We start from the raw sequence: 20,956 nt of genomic DNA on the forward strand, positions 1-20,956 counted from the left end.
TCGAACGGGACGGCTTCAGCGGTCGACCAATCCGGCCACGACCTCCTCGACCCGCGCCACCACGTCCTCCGGCGCGCGCGTGGCGTCGACGCGGTGGAACCGTCCGGGGTCGGCGTCGATCAGGCGCTCGTAGTTGTCGCGCACGGCCGCGAGGTAGCCGTCGCGCTCGAACTTGTCGGTCCGGCCGGCGCGCTCGGCCGCGGTCTTCGGGTCCAGATCGAGGTAGATCGTCGCGTCCGGCGGGCGGGAAAACGCGGCGTGGATCCCGCGGACGTACTCCACCGGTCGCTCGATTCCGGCGTCGGCGCGCGCGAGCGTCGCCCCCTGATAGGCGAACCGCGAGTCCGAGTAGCGGTCGGAGATCACCAGGTCGCCGTCGGCGAGCGCCGGCCGCACCGTCTCCGAGAGGTGGTTCGCGTGGTCGGCGGTGTACAAGAACAGCTCCGCGAGCGGGTCGGCGTCCGGGTCGCCCATCGAGCGCCCCACCGCCTCGCCGTACCAGCTGTCGGTGGGTTCGCGGGTGAACGTCGCGTCGGGGTACACGTCCTGGAGCGCCTCCCAGACCGTCGTCTTACCGCTGCCGTCGAGCCCCTCCAGCGTGATCAGCATGGTGGCGTTCCGCCGTGGCGAGGAATAAACGGCGCGGGTCCGGTCCGTGCGTCCGAGCCCCCCTCGGTCCGAGCGCGGGTCCGCCCGACGGCCCTTTTTAGTGACCCCTCCCCGAACGGCCGGCATGGTCGACGACTCGTCAGCACCACGCGCGCTCGGGGGAGACGGATGGTAGCGATCGCCGTCTCGCTCTCGCGGGTGGCGGCCGCCCTCGTGTTGGTCGTCCTGAACGGCTTCTTCGTCGCCTCGGAGTTCGCGTTCGTCAGGATACGGGCCACCTCGGTCGACCAGCTGGTCGAGGACGGGAAGGCGGGCGCGGAGACGCTCCAGGAGGTGATGACCAACCTCGACGACTACCTCGCGGCGACGCAGCTCGGGATCACGCTCGCGTCGCTCGGACTGGGGTGGATCGGCGAGCCAGCCGTCGCGGCGCTCATCGAGCCCGTCCTCGGCCCGCTCCTGCCCGAGGGGCTGGTCCACCTCGTCGCGTTCGCGATCGGGTTCTCCTTCATCACCTTCCTCCACGTCGTCTTCGGCGAGCTCGCGCCGAAGACGATCGCCATCGCGCAGGCCGAGCGGATCTCGCTTCTGCTCGCGCCGCCGATGAAGCTCTCGTACCTGATCTTCTCGCCCGGCATCGCGGTGTTCAACGGCACCGCGAACGCGTTCACGAGCCTGATCGGCGTACCGCCCGCCTCGGAGAGCGACGAGACGCTCGAAGAGCGGGAGATACGGCGCGTGCTGGCCCGCGCGGGGGAGGCCGGCCACGTCGACGAGTCCGAGGTCGCCATGATCGAGGGCGTCTTCGAGCTCGACGACACCGCGGCCCGCGAGCTGATGGTCCCCCGCCCGGACGTCGTCTCGCTGCCCGCGGACGCGTCGCTCTCGGCGATCCGCGAGACGGTCCTCGAGGCGGGCCACACCCGGTACCCGGTCGTCGAGAACGACGACGCCGACCGCGTCGTCGGCTTCGTGGACGTGAAGGACGTGCTGCGCGCGACCGAGACGGGCGACGACGGCGCGACCGCGAGCGACCTCGCCCGAGAGATCCTCGTCGTCCCGGAGACGACGAGCGCGAGCGACCTCCTCGTCCAGTTCCGCGACGAGCGCCGGCAGATGGCGGCGGTGATCGACGAGTGGGGCGCCTTCGAGGGGATCGCCACGGTCGAGGACGTCGCCGAGGCGCTCGTCGGCGACCTCCGGGACGAGTTCGACGTGGCCGACGGCCGGCACACCATCCGGCGGACCGGCGACCGGACGCACGAGGCCGACGGCTCGGTCGCGCTCCTCGACGTCAACGACGCGCTCGGCACCGACCTCAGCGGCGACGGCTACGAGACGCTCGGCGGGTTCGTCCTCGACCGCATCGGGCGGTCCCCCGAGGTCGGCGACGTCGCGGAGACTGAGGCGTACGCCTTCGAGGTCACCGCGGTCGACGGCGCGCGCATCTCGACGGTACGCGTCACGCGGCGCGACGATCCCTCGGAGTCGGCGGACGACGGCGACGGTGAGGGTTCGCCCAATGGGGACGCGGCGTAACGGCGCCGAGCGAGTTCGGCCGTGAACGGGAGCGGGCGACCCCGCCGGCGCGACGACGCGAGCGTTTTTCACCCGCGGGCGCGACCGGGGGCGTATGTACGACCGGATCTGCGTCCCCACCGACGGCAGCGACGCGGCCGCGGCGGCCTTCGAGCACGTGCTGGCGATCGCCGCCGACCACGGCGCGACGGTTCAGCTCCTCCACGTCGCGGACACGACCCGCGACAGCGTGACCCGGATCGGCGGCGACGTGGTCGACGTGCTGGAACGGGAGGGCGAGTCGATCGTCGAGGAGGCGGCGGCCCGCGCCGCCGACCGCGGCGTCGACGCGGAGACGGCCGTCCGGCAGGGGGGCGTGCCCGAGACGGTCGCCTCGTACGCCGAGGAGCTCGACGCCGACCTCGTCGCGATGTCGACGCGCGGGCGGGAGGGGGTCGAACACCTCGTCGGCAGCACGACCGAGCGCGTCGTCCGGCAGTCGCCCGTACCGGTGCTGGCGCTCCGCCCGGGCGACGAGACCGTCCCGTATCCGTACGAGGACGTCCTAGTGCCGACCGACGGGAGCCCTGCCGCGACCGCCGCGCTCGACCGCGCGCTCCCGATCGCGGAGCGGGCGGGCGCGACGGTCCACGTCCTCTCGGTCGTCGACACCGGCGGGATCGGTATCGGGGACCACGTCGAGGTGGACGTCCTCTCGGAGTACGCCGACGACGCGGTCGCCGAGGGCGTCGAACGCGTCGAGGCTGCCGGGCTGGAGGCGGTCGGCGCCGTCGAGGTCGCCTCCTCGGCCGCGCGCGGGATCCGGGCGTACGTCGACGACCCCGGCGTCGACCTCGTGGCGATGGGGACGCACGGCCGGACCGGCGTGGGGCGGTACCTGCTGGGGAGCGTCGCCGAGCGCACCCTCCGGACTGCCCCCGTCCCGGTGCTGACGGTCCCGGTTCCCGAGGCGGAGTAGTCCGGCCGTTCCCGTCAACGTCAGCCGCCGATGCGTCGAATTTCCAGAGCGTCTGACGCCGCGGTAGGTTTACGGGGCTTCCACGCGATAAGACTCGCATGAAAGTGTTGGTAGCCGGCGGGACCGGGTTCATCGGGTCGTACCTCTGTCGCGCGCTCGCGGACGACGGCCACGCGGTGACCGCGCTCTCGCGATCGCCCGAGGAGGCGCCGGAGGGCGTGACGGGCGTCACCGGCGACGTGACCGACTACGACTCCATCGCGTCGGCCGTCGACGGCCACGACGCGGTCGTGAACCTCGTCGCGCTCTCGCCGCTGTTCGAACCGGACGGCGGCAACCGGATGCACGACCGGATCCACCGCGGCGGGACCGAGAACCTCGTCCGCGCGGCCGAGGACGGCGGGGTCGACGGCTTCGTCCAGCTGAGCGCGCTCGGCGCGGACCCGAACGGCGACACCGCCTACATCCGCGCGAAGGGCGAGGCCGAGGAGATCGTCCGCGAGAGCGGCCTCGACTGGACGATATTCCGCCCCTCGGTCGTCTTCGGCGAGGGCGGGGAGTTCGTCTCGTTCACCAAGCGGCTGAAGGGGATGTTCGCGCCGGGCGTCCCGCTGTACCCGCTTCCGGGCGGCGGGAAGACGCGGTTCCAGCCGATCCACGTCGAGGACCTCGTGCCGATGATCGCCGCCGCGGTGACCGACGACGAGCACGCCGGCGAGACGTACGAGGTCGGCGGGCCGGAGGTGCTCACGCTCCGGCAGGTGACGGACCTCGTCTACGAGGCGGAAAAGAAGGGCGTCACCATCGTCCCGCTCCCGATGCCGCTCGCGAAGATAGGCCTCTCGGTCCTCGGCGCGGTCCCCGGGTTCCCGATGGGCGCGGACCAGTACCGCTCGCTGAAGTTCGACAACACGACCGCCGACAACGACGTCGGCGCGTTCGGCGTCGACACGGCCGAACTGACCACGCTCGGCGAACACCTCGGGATCCGATGAGCCGGAGAACGAACGTGTCAACTGTCCTAATCTCAACGCTGGTAACCGCAACCGAAGGCTTATATACGAGATCACGTTCTGTTCAGTTCAAACGCGGAGGGAGCACACGATGAAACTCGCAATGATCGGATTCGGACAGGCGGGGGGCAAAGTCGTCGACAAGTTCTTGGAGTACGATAAGCGGACGGGCTCCGAGATCGTTCGGGCCGCAGCGGCCGTCAACACGGCGAAGGCGGACCTCATGGGGCTCGAACACATCGCCGAGGACCAGCGCGTCCTCATCGGCCAGTCGCGCGTGAAGGGCCACGGCGTCGGCGCTGACAACGAACTGGGCGCGGAGATCGCCGAGGAGGACATCGACGAGGTCCAGGGGGCGATCGACTCGATCCCGGTCCACGAGGTCGACGCCTTCCTCGTCGTCGCCGGGCTCGGCGGCGGGACGGGCTCCGGCGGCGCGCCGGTGCTCGCGAAACACCTCAAGCGGATCTACACCGAGCCGGTCTACGGGCTCGGCATCCTGCCGGGCAGCGACGAGGGGGGCATCTACCCCCTCAACGCGGCCCGTTCGTTCCAGACGTTCGTCCGCGAGGTGGACAACCTGATGGTGTTCGACAACGACGCCTGGCGGAAGACGGGCGAGTCCGTCCAGGGCGGCTACGAAGAGATCAACGAGGAGATCGTCCGGCGGTTCGGCATCCTCTTCGGCGCCGGCGAGATCCAGCAGGGCCAGGAGGTCGCCGAGAGCGTCGTCGACTCCTCGGAGATCATCAACACGCTCTCCGGCGGCGGCGTCTCCACGGTCGGCTACGCGGAGGAGGAGGTCGAGGAGCGCTCCTCGGGCGGCCTGCTCTCGCGGCTGCGCGACGACGGCGACGACGAGGAGCTCGACAGCGCCCACACCACGAACCGGATCACCAGCCTCGTGCGCAAGGCGGCGCTCGGCCGGCTCACGCTCCCCTGCGAGATCGAGGGCGCCGAGCGCGCACTCCTCGTGCTCGCTGGCCCGCCGGAGTACCTCAACCGGAAGGGTATCGAGCGCGGGCGGAAGTGGCTCGAAGAGCAGACCGGCTCGATGGAGGTCCGGGGCGGGGACTACCCGTACCGCGGCGCCGGCTTCGTCGCGACCGTCATCCTGCTCGCGGGCGTCACGAACGTCCCGCGGATCAAGGAGCTCCAGCAGGTCGCCATCGAGGCGCAGGACAACCTCGACGAGATCCGCGAGGAGAGCGACGAGAACCTCGACGAGCTCGTCAGCGACGACAGCGACGAGCTGGAATCCCTGTTCTAGGGCCCGCCGTCCGCTGCGATGGAGGTCATCGTCCCCTTTTCGACCGACCGCCCGAAGTCGCGACTCTCCGATGTCCTCTCGCCCGACGAGCGACGTGACTTCGCGAGAGCGATGCTCGACGACGTACTCGACGCGGTCGCGGCCGCCGACGGCGAGCCGCGCGTCCTCGCCACCGACCCGGTCGACGTCGACTCGCCGGTCACCGTCGACGACCGCCCGCTGACAGACGCGGTGAACGCGGCGCTGGACGCGCGGCTGGGAGCGGACAGCGAACGCGGAGGAGCAGTTGAGCCGGTCGCCGTCGTGATGGCCGACCTCGCGCTCGCGACGCCGGCCGCGCTCGACCGCCTGTTCGAGGCCGGCCGCGACGCGGACGTGGCCGTGGCGCCGGGCCGCGGCGGCGGCACGAACGCGTTCGTGGCCTCGCACCCGGAGTTCCAGGTGGACTACCACGGCGCGTCGTACCTCGACCACCGCGAGATCGCGAGCGAAATCGACGCGGCGTTCAGGACGGTCGACTCCCATCGGCTCGGCACCGACGTCGACGAGCCGGCCGACCTCGCGGAGGTGCTGATCCACGCCGAGGGGCGGGCCGCGGCGTGGCTCCGCGAGGCCGGCTTCGCGCTCGACGCGGAAGAGGGGCGCGTGGCGGCGGTTCGAGAGTGAGGCGCCGCCGAACCGCGCCGCGCGCCTCCCGCCCCGTCCGCGGTCAGTGACGCGACAGTGAGGTCACCGCCGAGTCAACTCGCCCGTTTCTTGGATGTCGAAGAGAAGGGCCTCCGTCTCGTCCCCCGACGGGACGAAGTGAACGTGGCCCTCGTCGGTCAGCGTCGAGTTCTCTTCGTACGCGCGATAGCGGACGAGATACCGTCCCGCGTCGACGACCCCCTCGGCCGTCGCCTCCCCGTCGGGCCCGACGTCGAACGACGAACTGAACGCTCTCGCCGCGGCCTCCGTCGCACCGTCGTCGCCGTAGAACGCTACTTCGACGGTGTAGGGTGCGTCCGTCTGGTTGAACACGGTCACGTCGATTCGAGCGCCGCGCGATCGGAGCCGCGAACAGCCGGCGAAGGCACCGGCCGCGGCGGCACCAGCTGCCCGAAGCGCGGATCGTCGGGAGGGCATGGCTTCATCGTCGAGAGACGCGGGTTATCGGCTTTCGGCTCGCTTCCGACCCGAACCGCGCGTCCCCTCTCGCGCGGAGGCCGGCTCTGTTGTCCGACCCGTGTCGGCCGGCCGCGGCGTAACCGGATCCGGTGTCGTCGAGGGATCCGCAACCGCGATTCTTTTTAAACGCCGACCGCGAGTGACGGCCGTGTTCGCCGGAGCCGACGAGTACGACGTCGACGTGACGGTCGACGAGCGGGCGGTCGAGCGGCTGCTCTCGGTCCGCCCGACCGACGTCGACGCGGCCGACCGGCTCACCTTCGCGCGCAACGTCTTCATCCCGCTCACGACGGCGTGCCGGTACTCCTGTACGTACTGTACCTACTACGACGTGCCCGGCGAGGCGTCGCTCCTGTCGCCCGAGGAGGTGCGCGAGCAGTGCCGCGTCGGCGCCGACGCGGGCTGTACGGAGGCGCTTTTCACCTTCGGCGACGAGCCCGACGAGCGGTACACCGAGATCCACGAGACGCTCGCGGAGTGGGGGTTCGACTCGGTCCACGACTACCTCTACCGCGCCTGCGAGATCGCCTTGGAGGAGGGGCTGCTCCCCCACTCGAACCCCGGCGACCTGACCGAGGGCCAGTTCGCCGACCTCCGCGAGGTGAACGCGTCGATGGGCGTCATGCTGGAGACGACCGCCGACGTCGACGCGCACAGCGGTGGCCGCCGGAAGACGCCCGGCCAGCGGCTCAACACGATCCGCGCGGCGGGTCGGCAGGGCGTCCCGTTCACCACCGGAATCTTGGTCGGGATCGGGGAGGACTGGCGCGACCGCGCCGAGAGCCTGCTCGCGATCCGCGAGCTCCACGAGCGACACGGTCACGTCCAGGAGGTCATCGTCCAGAACGTCGTCCCCAACGAGCGCTCCGACTTCCCGAAGCCCGACCTCGCGACGATGCGCCGAGTCGTGGCGATGGCCCGCGCGGCGCTCCCGCCCGAGGTGTCGGTTCAGGTGCCGCCGAACCTCTCGCCGGCGGCGGACCTCGTCGACTGCGGGATCGACGACCTGGGCGGCGTCTCGCCGGTGACGGACGACTACATCAACCCGGCGTACGAGTGGCCAGACCACGGGGAGCTCGAAGCGGTGGCGGACGCCGGCGGCGTCCCCCTCCGCGAGCGCCTCCCGACGTACGCGCGGTTCCTCCCTGACGAAATCCGGCCCGCGGGCGTCGACCCCGCCCCGGAGCCCGACGGTCGCGAGGCGTGGATCCCGCCGACGGTCCGAGAACGGATCGCCGCGGACGACGTCCACGGGCGCCGGCTGCGAGCGGTCGCGCGCGGCGACGGGCCGCTCGCGGTTCGGAGCGACTGACGCGCCGCCGCTTCGGGGCGATCGACGCCTCGCGCCGGACGTAAACAACCGCGCTGCCAGTAGCTTCTTTATATAGTCTCGTGAAAGAGTCTCTGATGGCTCCCTTACAGTTCGACGCGATCACGAACGCGGTCGACGTGGCGGCGCTCGCGACCACGGCGCTCCGGTTCGTCGCCGGCTTCCTCGCCGTGTTGTTGCTCGGAAGACTCGTCCTGATTCCCGGGCTCCGGCGGGTCGTCAGGTCGCGCGGGTTCGACGAGGCCGTGTTGAGCCTCGGGACGAACGTCCTCAACGCCGTCATCTGGGTGGCCGCGATCGCGATCGGCTTCGCCGTGGCCGGCTACGGGAGCTTCCTCTCGGCGTTCGCGGTGTTCGGCGGCGCCATCGCGCTCGCGGTCGGCTTCGCCGCGCAGGACCTCCTCGGGAACTTCGTCGCCGGCGTGTTCATCCTCAAGGACAAGCCGTTCGCGGTCGGCGACTGGATCGAGTGGGGCGGCAACTCCGGTCGCGTCGAGGAGATCGACCTTCGCGTCTCGCGGGTCCGGACGTTCGACAACGAGCTGGTGACGGTGCCGAACGGCGACCTCGCGAACAGCGCGGTGACGAACCCCGTCGCCTACGACACGCTCCGACAGAAGTTCGTCTTCGGGATCGGGTACGACGACGACATCGAGACGGCGACCGACATCATCGTCGAGAAGGCCGAGGCCCACGAGGAGATCCTCGACGACCCCGGCGTCTCGGTCCGGCTCGTCGAGCTCGGCGACTCGGCCGTCGGGCTCCAGTCGCGCTGGTGGATCGCCGACCCCGACCGCGGCGACTTCGTCCGCGTGCGCTCCGAGTACGTCACCGCGGTGAAGGAGGCGTTCGACGACGCCGGCATCGACATGCCGTACGTCCACCGGCAGCTCACCGGGAGCGTCGAAGTGATCGAGGACGTCGCCGCCGACGAGTAGGCCTCACCCGACCTCTTCCTCCGCGTCGCCCGCGTCGGGCCGGTACTGCCGGCTGACCGCCTGCCAGCGGTTCGAGCGGAACCGGTAGCCGTTCAGTCCGGCCGGCACGAGCTTCTCCGCCACCAGCGCCGCGTAGAGGCCGCCGACGCCGAGCGGCGTGACGAGCCCGACCAGCGCGACCGGGAGCGCGAACGCGTACAGCCCGATCATCGACGCGACGAAGGGCCACCGCGTGTCGCCCGCGCCGCGCAGCGACCCCGTGATCGAGCCGTCGACGCCGAGCGGGACCGCCGAGACCGCGGCGGCGACGACGAACGCCGCCGTCGCGCTCACCGCGGCCGGGTCGTCGACGAACACGCCGGCGATCGGCGCGGCGGCGGCGATCACGGCGGCCGACGCGAGGACGTAGACGACCGCAGACAGGGCGATCACGTCGCGGCCGTACGCGGTCGCGAGCGACTCCTCGCCCGCGCCGAGCCGCTGGCCGACGAGCGTGCTCGCGGCGATCGAGAACCCCCAGCTGAAGGAGCCGAGCAGGGCCCTGACGCGGCGGCCGACCTCCAGGGCGGCGACCGTCGCGGAGCCGAACGACGACGCGATCCAGAGGAGGGGGAAGACGACGACACCCTCGGCAACCCGCCGCGCGATGAGCGGTGCGGACACGCGGAGCAGCTGTCGGGTGAGCCCCGCGTCGAGCCACGGCCCGGAAACGCCGACCGGCACGGGCGAGGCGCCGCGGCCGAAGTACGAGCGCCCGGTCATCCCCCACGCGAGGACGAGCCCGACGGCGGCGATGGAGACCGCGGTGCCGAGCCCCGCGCCGAACACGCCCAGTCCCGCGCCGAGGACGAGCCACGTCGTGAGGACGACGTTCAGCATCGCGCCGCCGGCGCGCGCGACCATCGGGGTGCGGGTGTCGCCGACGCCGGCGTACGTCCGGCTGGCGATCATGTTGAAGAACTCGAAGGCGAGCGCTGGCGCCGTCACGACGAGGTAGGTCGTCCCCGCGGACAGCGCCGCCCCGTCGCCGCCGACGAGGCCGATCAGCCGCTCCGCGCCGAGGACGTAGCCCGCGACGATCGGCGCGACGAGCAGCGCGGCCACGAGCAGCGACTGCTTGACGACCAATCCCGCCCGCTCGCTCTCGTCGCCGCCGTAGTTCTGCGAGACGAGCGAGACGGTGCCGCCCGCGAGTCCGATGGAGACGAACTTCGCGAGCTGCCAGAACGCGAAGGCGTACCCGAGCCCGGCGACCGCCGAGACGCCGAGCGCGTACCCGATCACGGCGAGGTCGACGGTGTTCTTCGACATGATCGCGAACCCCGTCACGATCCTGGGCCACGCGAGTCCCATCGTCTCGTCGAGCCGCGATCGGTCGATGACGCCGGCCCGGTCGAGAGCGCCCGCGACCGCCTCGCCGACGCGGACGGCGCCGTTCCGGAGCCGGGATAACATTGGACCGCGGTACGGACCGGGCGGGCTTGTGTCTGTCCGTCCGACCCGCGTCCCCGGGCTCGCCCGTCCGCGGAGCGCAACCGTTTTTACCTGACTATCCGCTTGTACCACGCATGAATATCGGCGGGTGGCAGACGTATCTCGTCACGGCGACGAGCCGCTCCGCGGGGCGCACGACGCCGGAGGTGGTCGCGGCCGCGCTGGACGGTGGCGTTGACGTCGTCCAGCTCCGCGACAAAGCGGCGAGTGCGCGGGAGCGCTACGAGACGGGGCTTCGGCTCCGCGAGCTGACCGCCGAGGCGGGCGTCCCGCTCGTGGTGAACGACCGGATCGACCTCGCCGCCGCGGTCGACGCCGACGGCGTCCACCTCGGGCAGTCGGACCTCCCGGTCGCGGTCGCCCGCGAACAGCTGGGCGAGGAGGCCGTCGTCGGCGTCTCGGCCTCGACGGTCGAACAGGCCGAGGCGGCCGAGGCCGCGGGCGCGGACTACCTCGGCGTCGGCGCCGTCTACGGCACCGACTCGAAGGACGTCTCCGGCGACCGGAACGGGATCGGCGTCGAGCGGATCGCCGCGGTCGCCGACGCGGTCGAGATACCCGTGATCGGGATCGGCGGCATCGACGCGGGGAACGCGGCGCCGGTGGTTGCGGCGGGCGCGACCGGCGTCGCGGTCCTGTCGGCGATCACGGCCGCCGAGGACCCGGCGGCGGCGACCGCGGCGATCCGGGAGGCGGTGACGGAGTGAGGCGAACGCGGCCGGACCGACGCGTCCGGCTCGTTCACCACTCGCGTTCGAACTCGGGGGCGAACAGCCGCGCCGACATCGGCGCCGGGTCGCCCTCGGTGAGGTTGTACTCCGAGAAGTCGGTGACGCCAGCCTCGCGGAGGAGCTCTTCGTCGTAGAAGCTCTCGCCCGTGCACTCCGCCGGGTCGCGCGCGAGGATCTCGAGGACCGCGTCGGAGACGACCTCGGGGGTGCGCCAGTCGTCCTCGGTGCCGAGCCCGAAGTAGCGCGTCGCGCGGGTGTCGATCGTCGTCACCGGCCAGAAGGTGTTGCAGCCGACGTCGTCGCTCGCCAGCTCCTCGGCGAGCGAGAGCGTGACGAACGACATCCCGAGCTTCGACCACGCGTACGGCGCCTTGCCCGGCGAGCGGTCGGTCGTGACCGGCGGGGCGTTCGTCAGCAGCCACGCCTCGTCGAGGTCCGCGAGGTGGTCGGCGAAGGCGTGCGCGACGAGGTGCGTCCCGCGGACGTTCACGTCGGTCAGGAGGTCGAAGCGGTCGGCCGGCAGGTCGGCGACGTTCGCCAGCTGGATCGCGCTCGCGTTGTTGATGACGATGTCGACCTCGCCGAAGCGATCGATCGCCTCCTCAACGACTTCGTCGACCCGGTCCTCGTCGCGGAGGTCGAGTTCGAGCGCGAGCGCTTCGGGCCCGCGCTCGCGCACTTCGCGGGCCGTCTGCTCGATCGATCCCGCCAGCTCGGAGTCGTCGTCGTCCGTCGTCTTGCCCGTCGAGACGATGTTACACCCGTGGTCGGCGAGCGCGAGCGCTAGCTGTTTGCCGATGCCGCGAGTCGTTCCGGTGATGAACGCCGTCGAGCCCGAGAGGTCGGGGTCCGCGAGTGGCATACCCCACCTTCGACCGGCCGCGGGATAATTCTCGGTGGTCGAGCGCGGAATCGACGATGTGGTATTTAAATACCGAGGAGCGGCGGCGACATCTGTTTATAAATAACAACCGCGGTGGCGCGTGCCTCCGAGTGGCCGCCGGAGGCGGCCGCGAGGAGCACGCGCGAGGGAGTCGCTGGCGCCATCGGCGCCAGCGACGAGGCTGGGGAGGTGTGAGGTGCGGTCGCTGTGCGGGGCGGGACTCAAAGGGGCAGCCGCGAGGCGGGCGCAGGCGACGTAAGCACCGCAGCGAGCAACGCGAGCGAGGAGCGCAGCGAGCGTGCGCCCGCCTCGCGGCTGGGGCTTTGGAGGTGTTCGTCGCCGATCTGCGGACGGATGTTTATAACTGAGCGGCTGGGGCTTTGGAGGTGTTCGCCGGCGATCTGCGGACGGATGTTTATAACTGAGCAACTGGGGCTTTGGAGGTGTCTCCCGTCGCCGATCTGCGGACGGATGTTTATAACTGAGCGGCTGGGGCTTTGGAGGTGTCTCCCGTCGCTCCGTCAGCAATCATTTATAAACAAACGGCTGAGACTTTCCCAACCTTTGTCGCCGATTCGGCGGAAATCCACACTCATCGCGTCGCGGACTTCCACTCCCGAAGTCCCAGCCGCTCGCCGTTCAGGTCCTCGGCGGGCGCCTCGGTGGCGGCCCAGACGAAAAGCGGCGCGACGCTCTCGGGGTCGCGGGCGCGCTCCTTCCCGGTGAGGTCGGTGGCGACGAGGCCGGGGTCGACGACGCCGACCGTCGCGTCGAGGTCCGCGGCGAAGCCGCGCGCGACCGCCTCGGCGGCCGCCTTCGACACCGCGTACGCGCCCATCCCGGGCTTCGACTCGGCCGCGACCGCGCCCGACGGGACGACGACGCGCGCGTCGTCGGCGAGGTGGGGGACGGCCTCGGTGATCGTCGCGAACACGCCGCGCGCGTTCGTGCGCATCGTGTCGTCGTAGTCGGCGTACGAGAGCTCGGTCGTCGGGCTCTCGCCCGGCGCGCCGTGGAACACGCCGGCGTTCGCGAACACGACGTCGACCGGGCCGGCCTCGCGAGCGATGCGCTCGAAGAAGCGTTCGAGGTCGAACTCGTCGCGCACGTCGACCCGGTCGCCCCACGCGGTGCCGCGCTCGGCCGCGGTCTCGTCGGCCTCGTCTCCGTCCGAGCCGTCGCCGTCTTCGGAAGCCTCCGTGTCGCCCGCGTCGTCGCCCTCGCCGTTCAGCGCCGCGACGGTGCGATCGACGGCCGCGCCGTCGCGTCCGGAGACGGCGACGAACGCCCCCTCGTCGACGAACGCCTCGGCGACGGCTCTCCCGATCCCGCTCGTTGCGCCGGTGATCGCGACCGTCAGGTCCATGTGGAACCCGGTACGCGCGTCGGCGACTTAGTGGTATCCACTCGCGTCGGGACCGGCGGAGCGGGTCTCCCGCCTCGCCCGGCATCCCGGACACGTTCGGGACGTTTCCGCGGCGCGTCTGACCGGATTTATACCGTCGCCGCTCCTACGATCGCGTATGGACGTGGTCCCGGACATCGACGGCGTCGCCGGCGAGTCCGTCGTCGTGATCGGCGGCGGATTCGGCGGCCTCTCGACGGCCTGTTACCTCGCGGACGCCGGCGCGGACGTCACGCTGCTGGAGAAGAACGAGCAGCTCGGCGGGCGCGCCAGCCGGCTCGAAGTCGACGGCTTCCGGTTCGACATGGGGCCGTCGTGGTACCTGATGCCGGACGTGTTCGAGCGGTTCTTCGGTCACTTCGGCCGGTCGCCCGACGAGTTCTACGAGCTGGAGCGGCTCGACCCGCACTACCGGGTGTTCTGGAAGGACGGGGACAAGGTCGACGTGCTGCCGGACCGCGAGGAGAACAGGGAGATATTCGAGTCGTACGAGCCCGGCGCGGGCGAGGCGTTCGACGCGTACCTCGAGGAGTCGCAGCGCACCTACGAGATCGGGATGGAGCACTTCGTGTACGAGGACCGCCCGCGGCTGCGCGACTACGTGGACAAAGACGTCCTCCGCTACTCGTGGGGGCTCTCGCTTTTGGGCAAGATGCAGGGGCACGTCGAGGACTACTTCGACCACCCGAAGCTCCAGCAGCTGATGCAGTACACGCTCGTGTTCCTCGGCGGCTCGCCGACGAACACGCCGGCGCTGTACAACCTGATGAGCCACGTCGACTACAACATGGGCGTCTACTACCCCGAGGGCGGGATCGGCGCCGTCGTCGACGGCATCGTCGAGCTCGCCGAGGAGCTCGGCGTCGAGTTCGTCACCGACGCCGAGGTGACCGGCATCGAGGGGCGGTACGGCGCCTTCGCGGTCGACACCGAGAACGGCGAGCGCTACCTCGCCGACCGCGTCGTCTCCGACGCCGACTACGCGCACACGGAACAGGAGCTGCTGCCCGAGCGCAAGCGGCAGTACACCGAGGAGTACTGGGAGTCGCGGACGTACGCCCCCTCCGCGTTCCTGCTGTACCTCGGCGTTGAGGGCGACGTGCCGAACCTCGAACACCACACGCTCGTCCTCCCCACCGACTGGGACGGGCACTTCGCGCAGATCTTCGACGACCCCGAGTGGCCAGACGACCCCGCCTACTACCTCTGCGTCCCCTCGAAGACCGACGACACGGTCGCGCCGGAGGGCCACAGCAACCTCTTCGCGCTCGTTCCGATCGCGCCCGGCCTTGCGGACACCCCGGAGATCCGCAACCGCTACCGCGACCTCGTCATCGACGACATCGCCGAGAACACCGACACCGACCTCCGCGGCCGGATCGTCGTCGAGGAGACGTTCTCCGTCGACGACTTCGCGGACCGGTACAACAGCTACGCGGGCAGCGCGCTCGGCTTAGCGCACACGCTCACCCAGACCTCGCTGCTCCGCCCGCCGCACACCTCCGACGCGGTCGACGGGCTCTACTTCACGGGGTCGACGACGACGCCCGGCATCGGCGTCCCGATGTGCCTCATCAGCGGGGGGCTGACCGCGGAAGCGATGGCCGACGACGACGTGTGATCTCCGCCGTGAGCGACCAGAACCGATCCGCCGAGGACGAGCAGCCTCACTCCCCCGGGGAGGATCGGGAGCGGCCCGCCGGGACCGGGAGCGAAGGGCTCCGCTACCTGTTTGTGCTGTCGCGGCCGCGCTTCTGGCTGTACCTCGCCGGCCCCGTCGCGGTCGGCGTCACCTACGGCATCGACGCCGTGAGCGGACTGTTCACGCCCGTCACGATCGCGCTCGCCGCCTACTTCCTCGTCCCCGCGAACGTGTTCCTCTACGGCGTCAACGACGTGTTCGACGCCGACATCGACGTGCTGAATCCGAAGAAGGAGGGCCGCGAGGCGCGCTGGCGAGGGAGCCGGTTCGTGATCGCCGCCGTCGTCGCGTCGGGCCTCCTCGGACTCGCGACGCTCGCGATCACGCCCCGCGTCGCGTGGCCGTACCTGCTCGGGTTCCTCGTCCTCGCGGTCGGCTACAGCGCGCCGCCCGCCCGCTTCAAGACGACGCCGTTCCTCGACTCGCTGTCGAACGGGCTGTACGCCCTGCCGGGCGCGGCGGCGTACGCGACCGTCGCGGGAGCGCACCCGCCGCTCGCGGCGCTCGCCGGCGCGTGGCTCTGGACGATGGGGATGCACACGTTCTCCGCGATCCCCGACATCGAACCGGACCGGGCGGCGGGGATCGACACGACCGCGACGTTCCTCGGCGAGGGGCGCACGTACGGCTACTGCTTCGCGGCGTGGACCGCCGCGGCCGCCGCGTTCTGGCTCGTCGACCCGCGGCTCGGCGCCCTGCTCGGGGTGTACCCGGTCTTCGTCGCGTGGGTTGCGCGCTCGTCGGTCTCGGTCGACCGCGCCTACTGGTGGTTCCCGGCGCTCAACACCGTCGTCGGCACGCTGCTGTCGATGGGCGGCCTCTGGCGGGTGTACCCGCTCTGGGAGGCGCTGCCGTGACCGACGGCGACGGCGGGGGATCGGCCGAGGGCGGCTCGGCAGGGGACGGGGCGACCGGAGGCGCCGCCGCCGCGACGACCCCCTCCGGGCTCGACGACCTCCGCGAGCGCGCGCCCGACACGCGCCGCGAGGCGGAGGCCCTGTTCGACCGACTCGTCCGCGAGAACCGCTTCACCATCGCGGTCGTCTTCCCGCTCGTCGGGGCGATCGCGCTCGTCGGCAGCGCCGAGGGGTGGGTGCCGGAGCCGTTCGCGTTCCACCCGTGGTTCGTGCTGTTCGGCGTGATCGTGATGCGCTCGCCGCTGGTCGTGGGCGTGTTGCCGACGATCGACCGCCGCGCGCTCGGCTGGATCGGCGTGCTGACCGCGTACACGTACCTCATCGAAGGGGTCGGCGTCGCGACCGGGTGGCCGTACGGGGAGTTCGCGTACACAGTCGACCTCGGGCCGATGCTCGGGGGCGTGCCGGTCGCGCTCCCCGTCTTCTTCATCCCGCTCGTGATGAACGCCTACCTGCTCTGCCTGCTGCTGCTCGGGTCGCGGGCCGACAGCGTGTGGGTCCGGCTGGCGACGGTGATCCCGGTCGTCGTCGCGATGGACGTCGTCTTGGACCCCGGCGCGGTGTCGCTCGGCTTCTGGGACTTCGGCGGCGGGGCGTTCTACGGCGTCCCCCTCTCGAACTACGCCGGGTGGGTGCTGTCCGCGGTCGTCGCAGTGGTCACGCTCGACCGCGCCTTCGCCGCGGCGGGGATCCGCGAGCGCCTCCGGGACTGCGAGTTCATGCTCGACGACATGGTGAGCTTCGTGATCCTCTGGGGCGGAATCAACGTCTGGTTCGGGAACCTCCTGCCCGCGGCGGTCGCGGCCGCGTTCGGCGTCGGCCTCGTCCGCGCCGACCGGTTCGACACGCGGCTGTTCACCGAGTGGCGGCGGTCGTAGGCTCCCGCCCGACTCGGCCGGCTTATATACCGGGATCGCGTTTGCTCGCTCGTGACCGACGGCGGCAATCGCGGCGGACGACCCCTGGAGGACAGACAGCGATGAGCGACCTCGCCATCGACTACGGCGACCACGATCGGGTGCGCGAGGTCGTCGACCGGCTGACATACTGCGCCGAGCACGTCAGCGTCTCCTTCGACGGGTGGGAGGAGCCGCACGTGAAGGGGCCGGGGCTCTACTTCGCCGTCATCGGCGACAGCGACTACGGCGCGTACGCTGACCCGATGGGCGACAACTGCTGGCCGCGAGACACCGCCCCTTCCGTCTTCGACGGCGACGCGCTCGCGGCCGCCGCCGAGTCGGTGAGCGTCGCGCAGGACGGCGGCGTCGTCGTCGCCGTCGACGGCGAGATCGAGAGCCAGATGGTCCGGTTCCGCGACCTCGGCACCCGCGACGAGGAGGCCGACCTCGTCGACGACGTGAGCTACGAGCCGTGGATGGGGTCGCGACATATGAGCGCGATCGAGACCTCCGTCCGGCCCGAGGTCGTCGCGACGGTGACCCTGAGCGAGGAGACCGGGCGCGTCAGCGTCTTCCGCGACGGCGAAGCGAACAGCATGCGGCGCGAGGAGATCGGCGGCCGCTGGCGGGGCGAGTAGCGCTCCCCGCTTCGCCTCGCGCGCGGCGCTCCCGGACGCCGATACCGAGGCCCCACCGTTAAGCCCGGGCCGGGCGAACGTCGACGCATGTACGACGAGATCCTGGTGCCGACCGACGGAAGCGAGGCCGTCGACCGCGCGCTCGACCACGCGATACGGCTCGCGACGGACCACGACGCGACGCTCCACGCGCTGTACGTCGTCGACCAGCGGGTGACGACCGCCAACTCGGGCGACCTCCACGAGGAGGTCGTCGCAGATCTCGAATCGCAGGGCGAGGCCGCGGTCGACGCGGTCGCCGACGCGGCGAGCGAGGCCGGCCTCGACGTCGAGACCCACATCGCGCACGGGACGCCGGACACGGAGATCGTCGAGTACGCCGACGAGTTCGGCATCGACGTGATCGTGATGAGCCCGGAGGGGAAGTCGCCGCGCGAGCGGATCCAGTCGCTCGGGAGCGTCTCCGACCGCGTCGCCGACGACGCGTCGGTGCCGGTGTTCCTCATCAAATAGCGAAACGCCCCGATCGTCGGCCGCGGTCCCGGCTCGTCCGAGCCAGTTAGGTGGATCCGGACGCGACCGGTCGACATGGAACTCACGGTGCTCGGGTCCGGCAGCGCGATGCCGGTCCCCGACCGCGCGCAGGCCGGCTACCTCCTCGACGACGGCGACCGGTCGCTGCTCGTCGACTGCGGCAGCGGCGTCCTCCAGCGGCTCGCCGGGACGGACGCGGGCTACGAGGGCGTCTCGACGGTCCTGTTGACCCATCACCACCTCGACCACGTCGCGGCGCTGCTCCCGCTCCTCAAGGCGCGCTGGCTCGCCGGCGAGGAACACCTCGAAGTCGTCGGCCCCGCGGGGACGAAGTCGCTCGTCGACGGCCTGCTCGACGTCCACGACTACCTCGACGGGCGGATCGACCTGGCGGTCCGCGAGGTGTCGGCGTCGCGCTCGTTCAGCGCCGGCGGGTTCGACGTGACCGCGCGCGAGACGCGCCACTCGATGAACGGGTTCGCCTACCGGTTCTCGCCGCCGAGTTCGGACGCCGAGGCCAGCGACGGGCCGCTCGCGCTCTCCGGCGACACCGAGGCGTTCGCGGGGATGGCGTCGTTCGCGGACGGCGCGGAGCTGTTGGTTCACGACTGCTCGTTCCCGGACGACGTCGACGTGTCGAACCACCCGCGGCCGACGAGCCTCGGCGAGTCGCTCGCGGGCGCGGAGATCGGGACGCTCCTCCTCTCGCACCTCTACCCGCACACCGGCGGCCGCGAGCGCGAGATGGAACAGGGGGTCCGCGACGCGGGGTTCGACGGCGAAGTGCGGACCGCGACCGACGGGCTCCGCCTGTCGCTCTGAACCCGGACTCGTAACCGACGGTCGCCGCAGTCACGGCCGCGACGTAACCGCTGAGTGTTACGCACCCACACGTTCAACCCGGATATTTAAGCGCGCGTAGTCGCTCCGGACTCGTATGGCCGGCCCACTCGCGGACGACTTCGGACGGGAGGTGACGGGGGTGCGGATCTCGCTCACCGACCGGTGTAACTTCGACTGCGTCTACTGTCACAACGAGGGGCTCGGGGACACGCGCGGGCCGATGGAGCCGAGCGACGAGGAGATGACCGCCGACGACGTGGTGCGCTTCCTGGAGGTCGTCGAGGGGTACGGCGTCGACGCCGTGAAGTTCACCGGCGGCGAGCCGATGCTCCGGCAGGACCTCGAAGAGATCATCGAGCGCACGCCCGACTCGATGGAGGTCTCGATGACGACGAACGGCACGTTCCTCCCCGGGCGCGCCGAGGACCTGAAGGCCGCCGGGCTCGACCGCGTCAACGTCTCGCAGGACGCGCTCGACCCGGACGACTTCGCGGAGGTGACGAAGTCCGGGGCCTACGAGAAGGTCTTGGAGGGGGTCAAAGCCGCAGTCGACGCCGGGCTCGACCCCGTGAAGCTCAACATGGTCGTGTTCACGCACACCGCGGGCTACGTCGAGGAGATGGTCGATCACGTCGCCGACAACCAGGGGCTCCAGCTCCAGCTCATCCAGTACATGCCGGAGCTGACCGGCAAGCCCGAGTGGAACGTCGACATCGGGCGCGTCCACGACTGGCTCGCGGAGAAGGCCGACCGCGTCGAGCACCGCGAGATGCACGACCGGAAGCGGTACTTCGTCGGCGAGGAGAGCGACGACGAGACGGGCGGCATGGTCGAGATCGTCGACCCCGTCGAGAACGAGGAGTTCTGCGCCAACTGCGGCCGCGTCCGCGTCACCCACGAGGGCTACCTGAAGGGCTGTCTCAACCGCAACGACGACCTCCGCTCGATGGGCGAGATGACCCGCGAGGAGATCGCGGAGACCTTCGAGGAAGTGGTGGCGAACCGCGTGCCCTACTACGGCGAGTACCTCGTCGAGGGCGAGGACGGCGAGTACGAACTGAACGAGAAGTACCTCGGGACGCCGCCCGCGGCGGACTGAGTCTATTTTTATTGGGAGCGCGTCGCTGTCCGAATCATTGCTTTTGAACTGTTCGAAAGCATTGAACGGAGTCGACTTTATGACCGGTATTTTCGGCGCTTAATACGCAGGGTGAGTGTTGATTGTCAACCAAATCAATCTGTACCAGAAACAACAGCTGAATACAAACTCCAAGAGACTGATCGGGGAAAAGGAAAAATATCGTAGGCTGAATTTAACGATATGGACGAGTGGACGGCAGAAGACCTCTCACCGGAAGAATCTGCGATGATCGTGGATTTTGTCGAGTGGGCAGGAGAGTTTGATAGGCAAGTATTGGAGAAGCAAACAGTCGAAGGAGATCAGGATGCTATCGGGATTGAGGAGGCATTCGAGTTTTTGATGCCACACATATCTGAAGGGGCCACTGAGTTTGACGCGAAGATGCTCAAACTCTTTCGGTTAGAAAAGGAAATCAAATCAGGACCTGTTTTTGAGTACGAATATGAAAGTGAGTTACCGCCTGACTCAACAGTAACAGCAGAAGGACTCAATGCGTTCTTGAAAAGAGAGGAACTGAGAGAATTCTTCAGTATTGCGGGCCAGATGATTGAGTCACTAAGTGTTGAATTGGTCATGGAAAAAGTAGTAGAGCCATCCAAGAAGAGTAAATCTGTCCGAAGACGAGTGGAGAGGAAGTCACAAAAAGAGCGAGAGTGGTTACTTCATATTACAGGCAACATATCTGACGGAGAAAAGGGGGAAATAAGACGGACTTACGACATGCGAAGTTCATTGGTCCACGACTCTGAGAATGTCTTTGTCGATGATATTGATATACCAACTGATGTTGATCGGGGAGTGAAAGCAGTCAATATCTTACATGAAAACCTACATGGTATAGAATTGAAACATCGATTTGGTGATTTGGTGGCTTAGCGGGACAGTAGGTGATTTATGCTTGTGAGTGGCGGAGAGAACAAACGAGCACGGTGGGATTCGAACCAA

The 20,956-nt window shown here is 69.7% G+C and carries 21 protein-coding genes; 16 read left to right on the forward strand and 5 right to left on the reverse strand.

Features of this window, described 5'->3' with window-relative positions; all coding sequences use genetic code 11:
• Positions 1–15: 15 nt before the first annotated feature.
• On the reverse strand, positions 16–609 hold the full coding sequence (gene tmk / locus C466_RS04540; protein WP_004598979.1) for a dTMP kinase: 594 nt from the start codon (positions 607–609) through the stop codon (positions 16–18).
• 168 nt (positions 610–777) lie between these two features.
• On the opposite strand from tmk, the gene C466_RS04545 reads away from it, so the two are divergent.
• The 5 genes from C466_RS04545 to cofC all read left to right on the forward strand — a co-directional run bounded on the left by C466_RS04545 (position 778) and on the right by cofC (position 6,055).
• Positions 778–2,148: a hemolysin family protein gene (locus C466_RS04545; protein WP_004598980.1), complete on the forward strand. Its 1,371-nt coding sequence runs from the start codon at positions 778–780 to the stop codon at positions 2,146–2,148.
• A gap of 94 nt (positions 2,149–2,242) precedes the next feature.
• Complete coding sequence (locus C466_RS04550) at positions 2,243–3,106, forward strand: universal stress protein (RefSeq protein WP_004598981.1); 864 nt, start codon at positions 2,243–2,245, stop codon at positions 3,104–3,106.
• 98 nt (positions 3,107–3,204) lie between these two features.
• Positions 3,205–4,101, forward strand: a complete 897-nt coding sequence (locus C466_RS04555) for a complex I NDUFA9 subunit family protein (protein ID WP_004598982.1) — start codon at positions 3,205–3,207, stop codon at positions 4,099–4,101.
• A gap of 109 nt (positions 4,102–4,210) precedes the next feature.
• Positions 4,211–5,389, forward strand: a complete 1,179-nt coding sequence (locus tag C466_RS04560) for a tubulin/FtsZ family protein (RefSeq protein WP_193366042.1) — start codon at positions 4,211–4,213, stop codon at positions 5,387–5,389.
• An 18-nt stretch (positions 5,390–5,407) separates the two neighbouring features.
• Positions 5,408–6,055 (forward strand): 2-phospho-L-lactate guanylyltransferase, encoded by a 648-nt coding sequence (cofC, locus tag C466_RS04565; RefSeq protein ID WP_004598985.1) that lies wholly within the window; start codon positions 5,408–5,410, stop codon positions 6,053–6,055.
• A 63-nt stretch (positions 6,056–6,118) separates the two neighbouring features.
• Here the strand turns inward: cofC and C466_RS04570 are convergent, their stop codons facing one another.
• On the reverse strand, positions 6,119–6,514 hold the full coding sequence (locus tag C466_RS04570) for a hypothetical protein (protein ID WP_049908428.1): 396 nt from the start codon (positions 6,512–6,514) through the stop codon (positions 6,119–6,121).
• A gap of 190 nt (positions 6,515–6,704) precedes the next feature.
• Here C466_RS04570 and cofG point away from each other — a divergent pair, with 190 nt between their 5' ends.
• Entirely contained in the window at positions 6,705–7,868 is a 1,164-nt protein-coding gene (gene cofG, locus C466_RS04575; RefSeq protein ID WP_004598989.1) for a 7,8-didemethyl-8-hydroxy-5-deazariboflavin synthase subunit CofG, read from the forward strand.
• 95 nt (positions 7,869–7,963) lie between these two features.
• The gene (locus C466_RS04580; RefSeq protein WP_004598991.1) at positions 7,964–8,824 is read left to right on the forward strand and encodes a mechanosensitive ion channel family protein; all 861 of its coding nucleotides are present in this window, start codon (positions 7,964–7,966) and stop codon (positions 8,822–8,824) included.
• Between the two features lie 3 nt (positions 8,825–8,827).
• Here C466_RS04580 and C466_RS04585 read toward each other — a convergent pair whose 3' ends face one another.
• The gene (locus tag C466_RS04585; RefSeq protein WP_004598993.1) at positions 8,828–10,279 is read right to left on the reverse strand and encodes an MATE family efflux transporter; all 1,452 of its coding nucleotides are present in this window, start codon (positions 10,277–10,279) and stop codon (positions 8,828–8,830) included.
• Positions 10,280–10,392: 113 nt separating this feature from the next.
• Here C466_RS04585 and thiE point away from each other — a divergent pair, with 113 nt between their 5' ends.
• Entirely contained in the window at positions 10,393–11,025 is a 633-nt protein-coding gene (gene thiE / locus C466_RS04590) for a thiamine phosphate synthase (protein WP_004598994.1), read from the forward strand.
• Between the two features lie 34 nt (positions 11,026–11,059).
• Here the strand turns inward: thiE and C466_RS04595 are convergent, their stop codons facing one another.
• Entirely contained in the window at positions 11,060–11,911 is an 852-nt protein-coding gene (locus C466_RS04595) for an SDR family oxidoreductase (protein ID WP_004598996.1), read from the reverse strand.
• Positions 11,912–12,524: 613 nt separating this feature from the next.
• Entirely contained in the window at positions 12,525–13,298 is a 774-nt protein-coding gene (locus C466_RS04600) for an SDR family oxidoreductase (RefSeq protein ID WP_004598997.1), read from the reverse strand.
• Between the two features lie 157 nt (positions 13,299–13,455).
• Between C466_RS04600 and C466_RS04605 the strand changes: the two genes are divergently transcribed.
• The 8 genes from C466_RS04605 (at position 13,456) to C466_RS16430 (ending at position 20,887) form a co-directional block, all read left to right on the forward strand.
• Positions 13,456–14,958 carry a phytoene desaturase family protein gene (locus tag C466_RS04605; protein ID WP_004598999.1) on the forward strand — a complete coding sequence of 501 codons (1,503 nt, stop codon included), beginning with the start codon at positions 13,456–13,458 and terminating at the stop codon, positions 14,956–14,958.
• Positions 14,955–15,896, forward strand: a complete 942-nt coding sequence (locus C466_RS04610) for a prenyltransferase (RefSeq protein WP_004599001.1) — start codon at positions 14,955–14,957, stop codon at positions 15,894–15,896. The genes C466_RS04605 and C466_RS04610 overlap by 4 nt, the downstream gene beginning before the upstream one ends.
• Positions 15,893–16,834: a bisanhydrobacterioruberin hydratase gene (cruF, locus tag C466_RS04615; protein WP_004599003.1), complete on the forward strand. Its 942-nt coding sequence runs from the start codon at positions 15,893–15,895 to the stop codon at positions 16,832–16,834. The genes C466_RS04610 and cruF overlap by 4 nt, the downstream gene beginning before the upstream one ends.
• A gap of 101 nt (positions 16,835–16,935) precedes the next feature.
• Positions 16,936–17,493, forward strand: a complete 558-nt coding sequence (locus tag C466_RS04620) for a diadenylate cyclase (RefSeq protein WP_004599004.1) — start codon at positions 16,936–16,938, stop codon at positions 17,491–17,493.
• An 87-nt stretch (positions 17,494–17,580) separates the two neighbouring features.
• Positions 17,581–18,006, forward strand: coding sequence for a universal stress protein (locus C466_RS04625; RefSeq protein ID WP_004599006.1), 426 nt, complete (start codon positions 17,581–17,583; stop codon positions 18,004–18,006).
• 75 nt (positions 18,007–18,081) lie between these two features.
• The gene (locus C466_RS04630; protein WP_004599008.1) at positions 18,082–18,849 is read left to right on the forward strand and encodes an MBL fold metallo-hydrolase; all 768 of its coding nucleotides are present in this window, start codon (positions 18,082–18,084) and stop codon (positions 18,847–18,849) included.
• 115 nt (positions 18,850–18,964) lie between these two features.
• On the forward strand, positions 18,965–19,969 hold the full coding sequence (gene moaA / locus C466_RS04635; protein ID WP_004599010.1) for a GTP 3',8-cyclase MoaA: 1,005 nt from the start codon (positions 18,965–18,967) through the stop codon (positions 19,967–19,969).
• A 222-nt stretch (positions 19,970–20,191) separates the two neighbouring features.
• Positions 20,192–20,887, forward strand: a complete 696-nt coding sequence (locus C466_RS16430) for a hypothetical protein (protein ID WP_152418600.1) — start codon at positions 20,192–20,194, stop codon at positions 20,885–20,887.
• Positions 20,888–20,956 lie beyond the last annotated feature (69 nt).

The organism is Halorubrum distributum JCM 10118 (assembly GCF_000337335.1).
In the GTDB taxonomy this organism is placed as follows: domain Archaea; phylum Halobacteriota; class Halobacteria; order Halobacteriales; family Haloferacaceae; genus Halorubrum; species Halorubrum distributum.

What these genes read in the sequence shown, in the direction of transcription:
- tmk (WP_004598979.1), bottom strand. Translation starts at nt 609, where the DNA reads ATGCTGATCACGCTGGAGGGGCTCGACGGCAGCGGTAAGACGACGGTC.
- C466_RS04545 (WP_004598980.1), top strand. Translation starts at nt 778, where the DNA reads ATGGTAGCGATCGCCGTCTCGCTCTCGCGGGTGGCGGCCGCCCTCGTG.
- C466_RS04550 (WP_004598981.1), top strand. Translation starts at nt 2,243, where the DNA reads ATGTACGACCGGATCTGCGTCCCCACCGACGGCAGCGACGCGGCCGCG.
- C466_RS04555 (WP_004598982.1), top strand. Translation starts at nt 3,205, where the DNA reads ATGAAAGTGTTGGTAGCCGGCGGGACCGGGTTCATCGGGTCGTACCTC.
- C466_RS04560 (WP_193366042.1), top strand. Translation starts at nt 4,211, where the DNA reads ATGAAACTCGCAATGATCGGATTCGGACAGGCGGGGGGCAAAGTCGTC.
- cofC (WP_004598985.1), top strand. Translation starts at nt 5,408, where the DNA reads ATGGAGGTCATCGTCCCCTTTTCGACCGACCGCCCGAAGTCGCGACTC.
- C466_RS04570 (WP_049908428.1), bottom strand. Translation starts at nt 6,514, where the DNA reads ATGCCCTCCCGACGATCCGCGCTTCGGGCAGCTGGTGCCGCCGCGGCC.
- C466_RS04580 (WP_004598991.1), top strand. Translation starts at nt 7,964, where the DNA reads ATGGCTCCCTTACAGTTCGACGCGATCACGAACGCGGTCGACGTGGCG.
- C466_RS04585 (WP_004598993.1), bottom strand. Translation starts at nt 10,279, where the DNA reads ATGTTATCCCGGCTCCGGAACGGCGCCGTCCGCGTCGGCGAGGCGGTC.
- thiE (WP_004598994.1), top strand. Translation starts at nt 10,393, where the DNA reads ATGAATATCGGCGGGTGGCAGACGTATCTCGTCACGGCGACGAGCCGC.
- C466_RS04595 (WP_004598996.1), bottom strand. Translation starts at nt 11,911, where the DNA reads ATGCCACTCGCGGACCCCGACCTCTCGGGCTCGACGGCGTTCATCACC.
- C466_RS04600 (WP_004598997.1), bottom strand. Translation starts at nt 13,298, where the DNA reads ATGGACCTGACGGTCGCGATCACCGGCGCAACGAGCGGGATCGGGAGA.
- C466_RS04605 (WP_004598999.1), top strand. Translation starts at nt 13,456, where the DNA reads ATGGACGTGGTCCCGGACATCGACGGCGTCGCCGGCGAGTCCGTCGTC.
- C466_RS04620 (WP_004599004.1), top strand. Translation starts at nt 16,936, where the DNA reads ATGAGCGACCTCGCCATCGACTACGGCGACCACGATCGGGTGCGCGAG.
- C466_RS04625 (WP_004599006.1), top strand. Translation starts at nt 17,581, where the DNA reads ATGTACGACGAGATCCTGGTGCCGACCGACGGAAGCGAGGCCGTCGAC.
- C466_RS04630 (WP_004599008.1), top strand. Translation starts at nt 18,082, where the DNA reads ATGGAACTCACGGTGCTCGGGTCCGGCAGCGCGATGCCGGTCCCCGAC.
- moaA (WP_004599010.1), top strand. Translation starts at nt 18,965, where the DNA reads ATGGCCGGCCCACTCGCGGACGACTTCGGACGGGAGGTGACGGGGGTG.
- C466_RS16430 (WP_152418600.1), top strand. Translation starts at nt 20,192, where the DNA reads ATGGACGAGTGGACGGCAGAAGACCTCTCACCGGAAGAATCTGCGATG.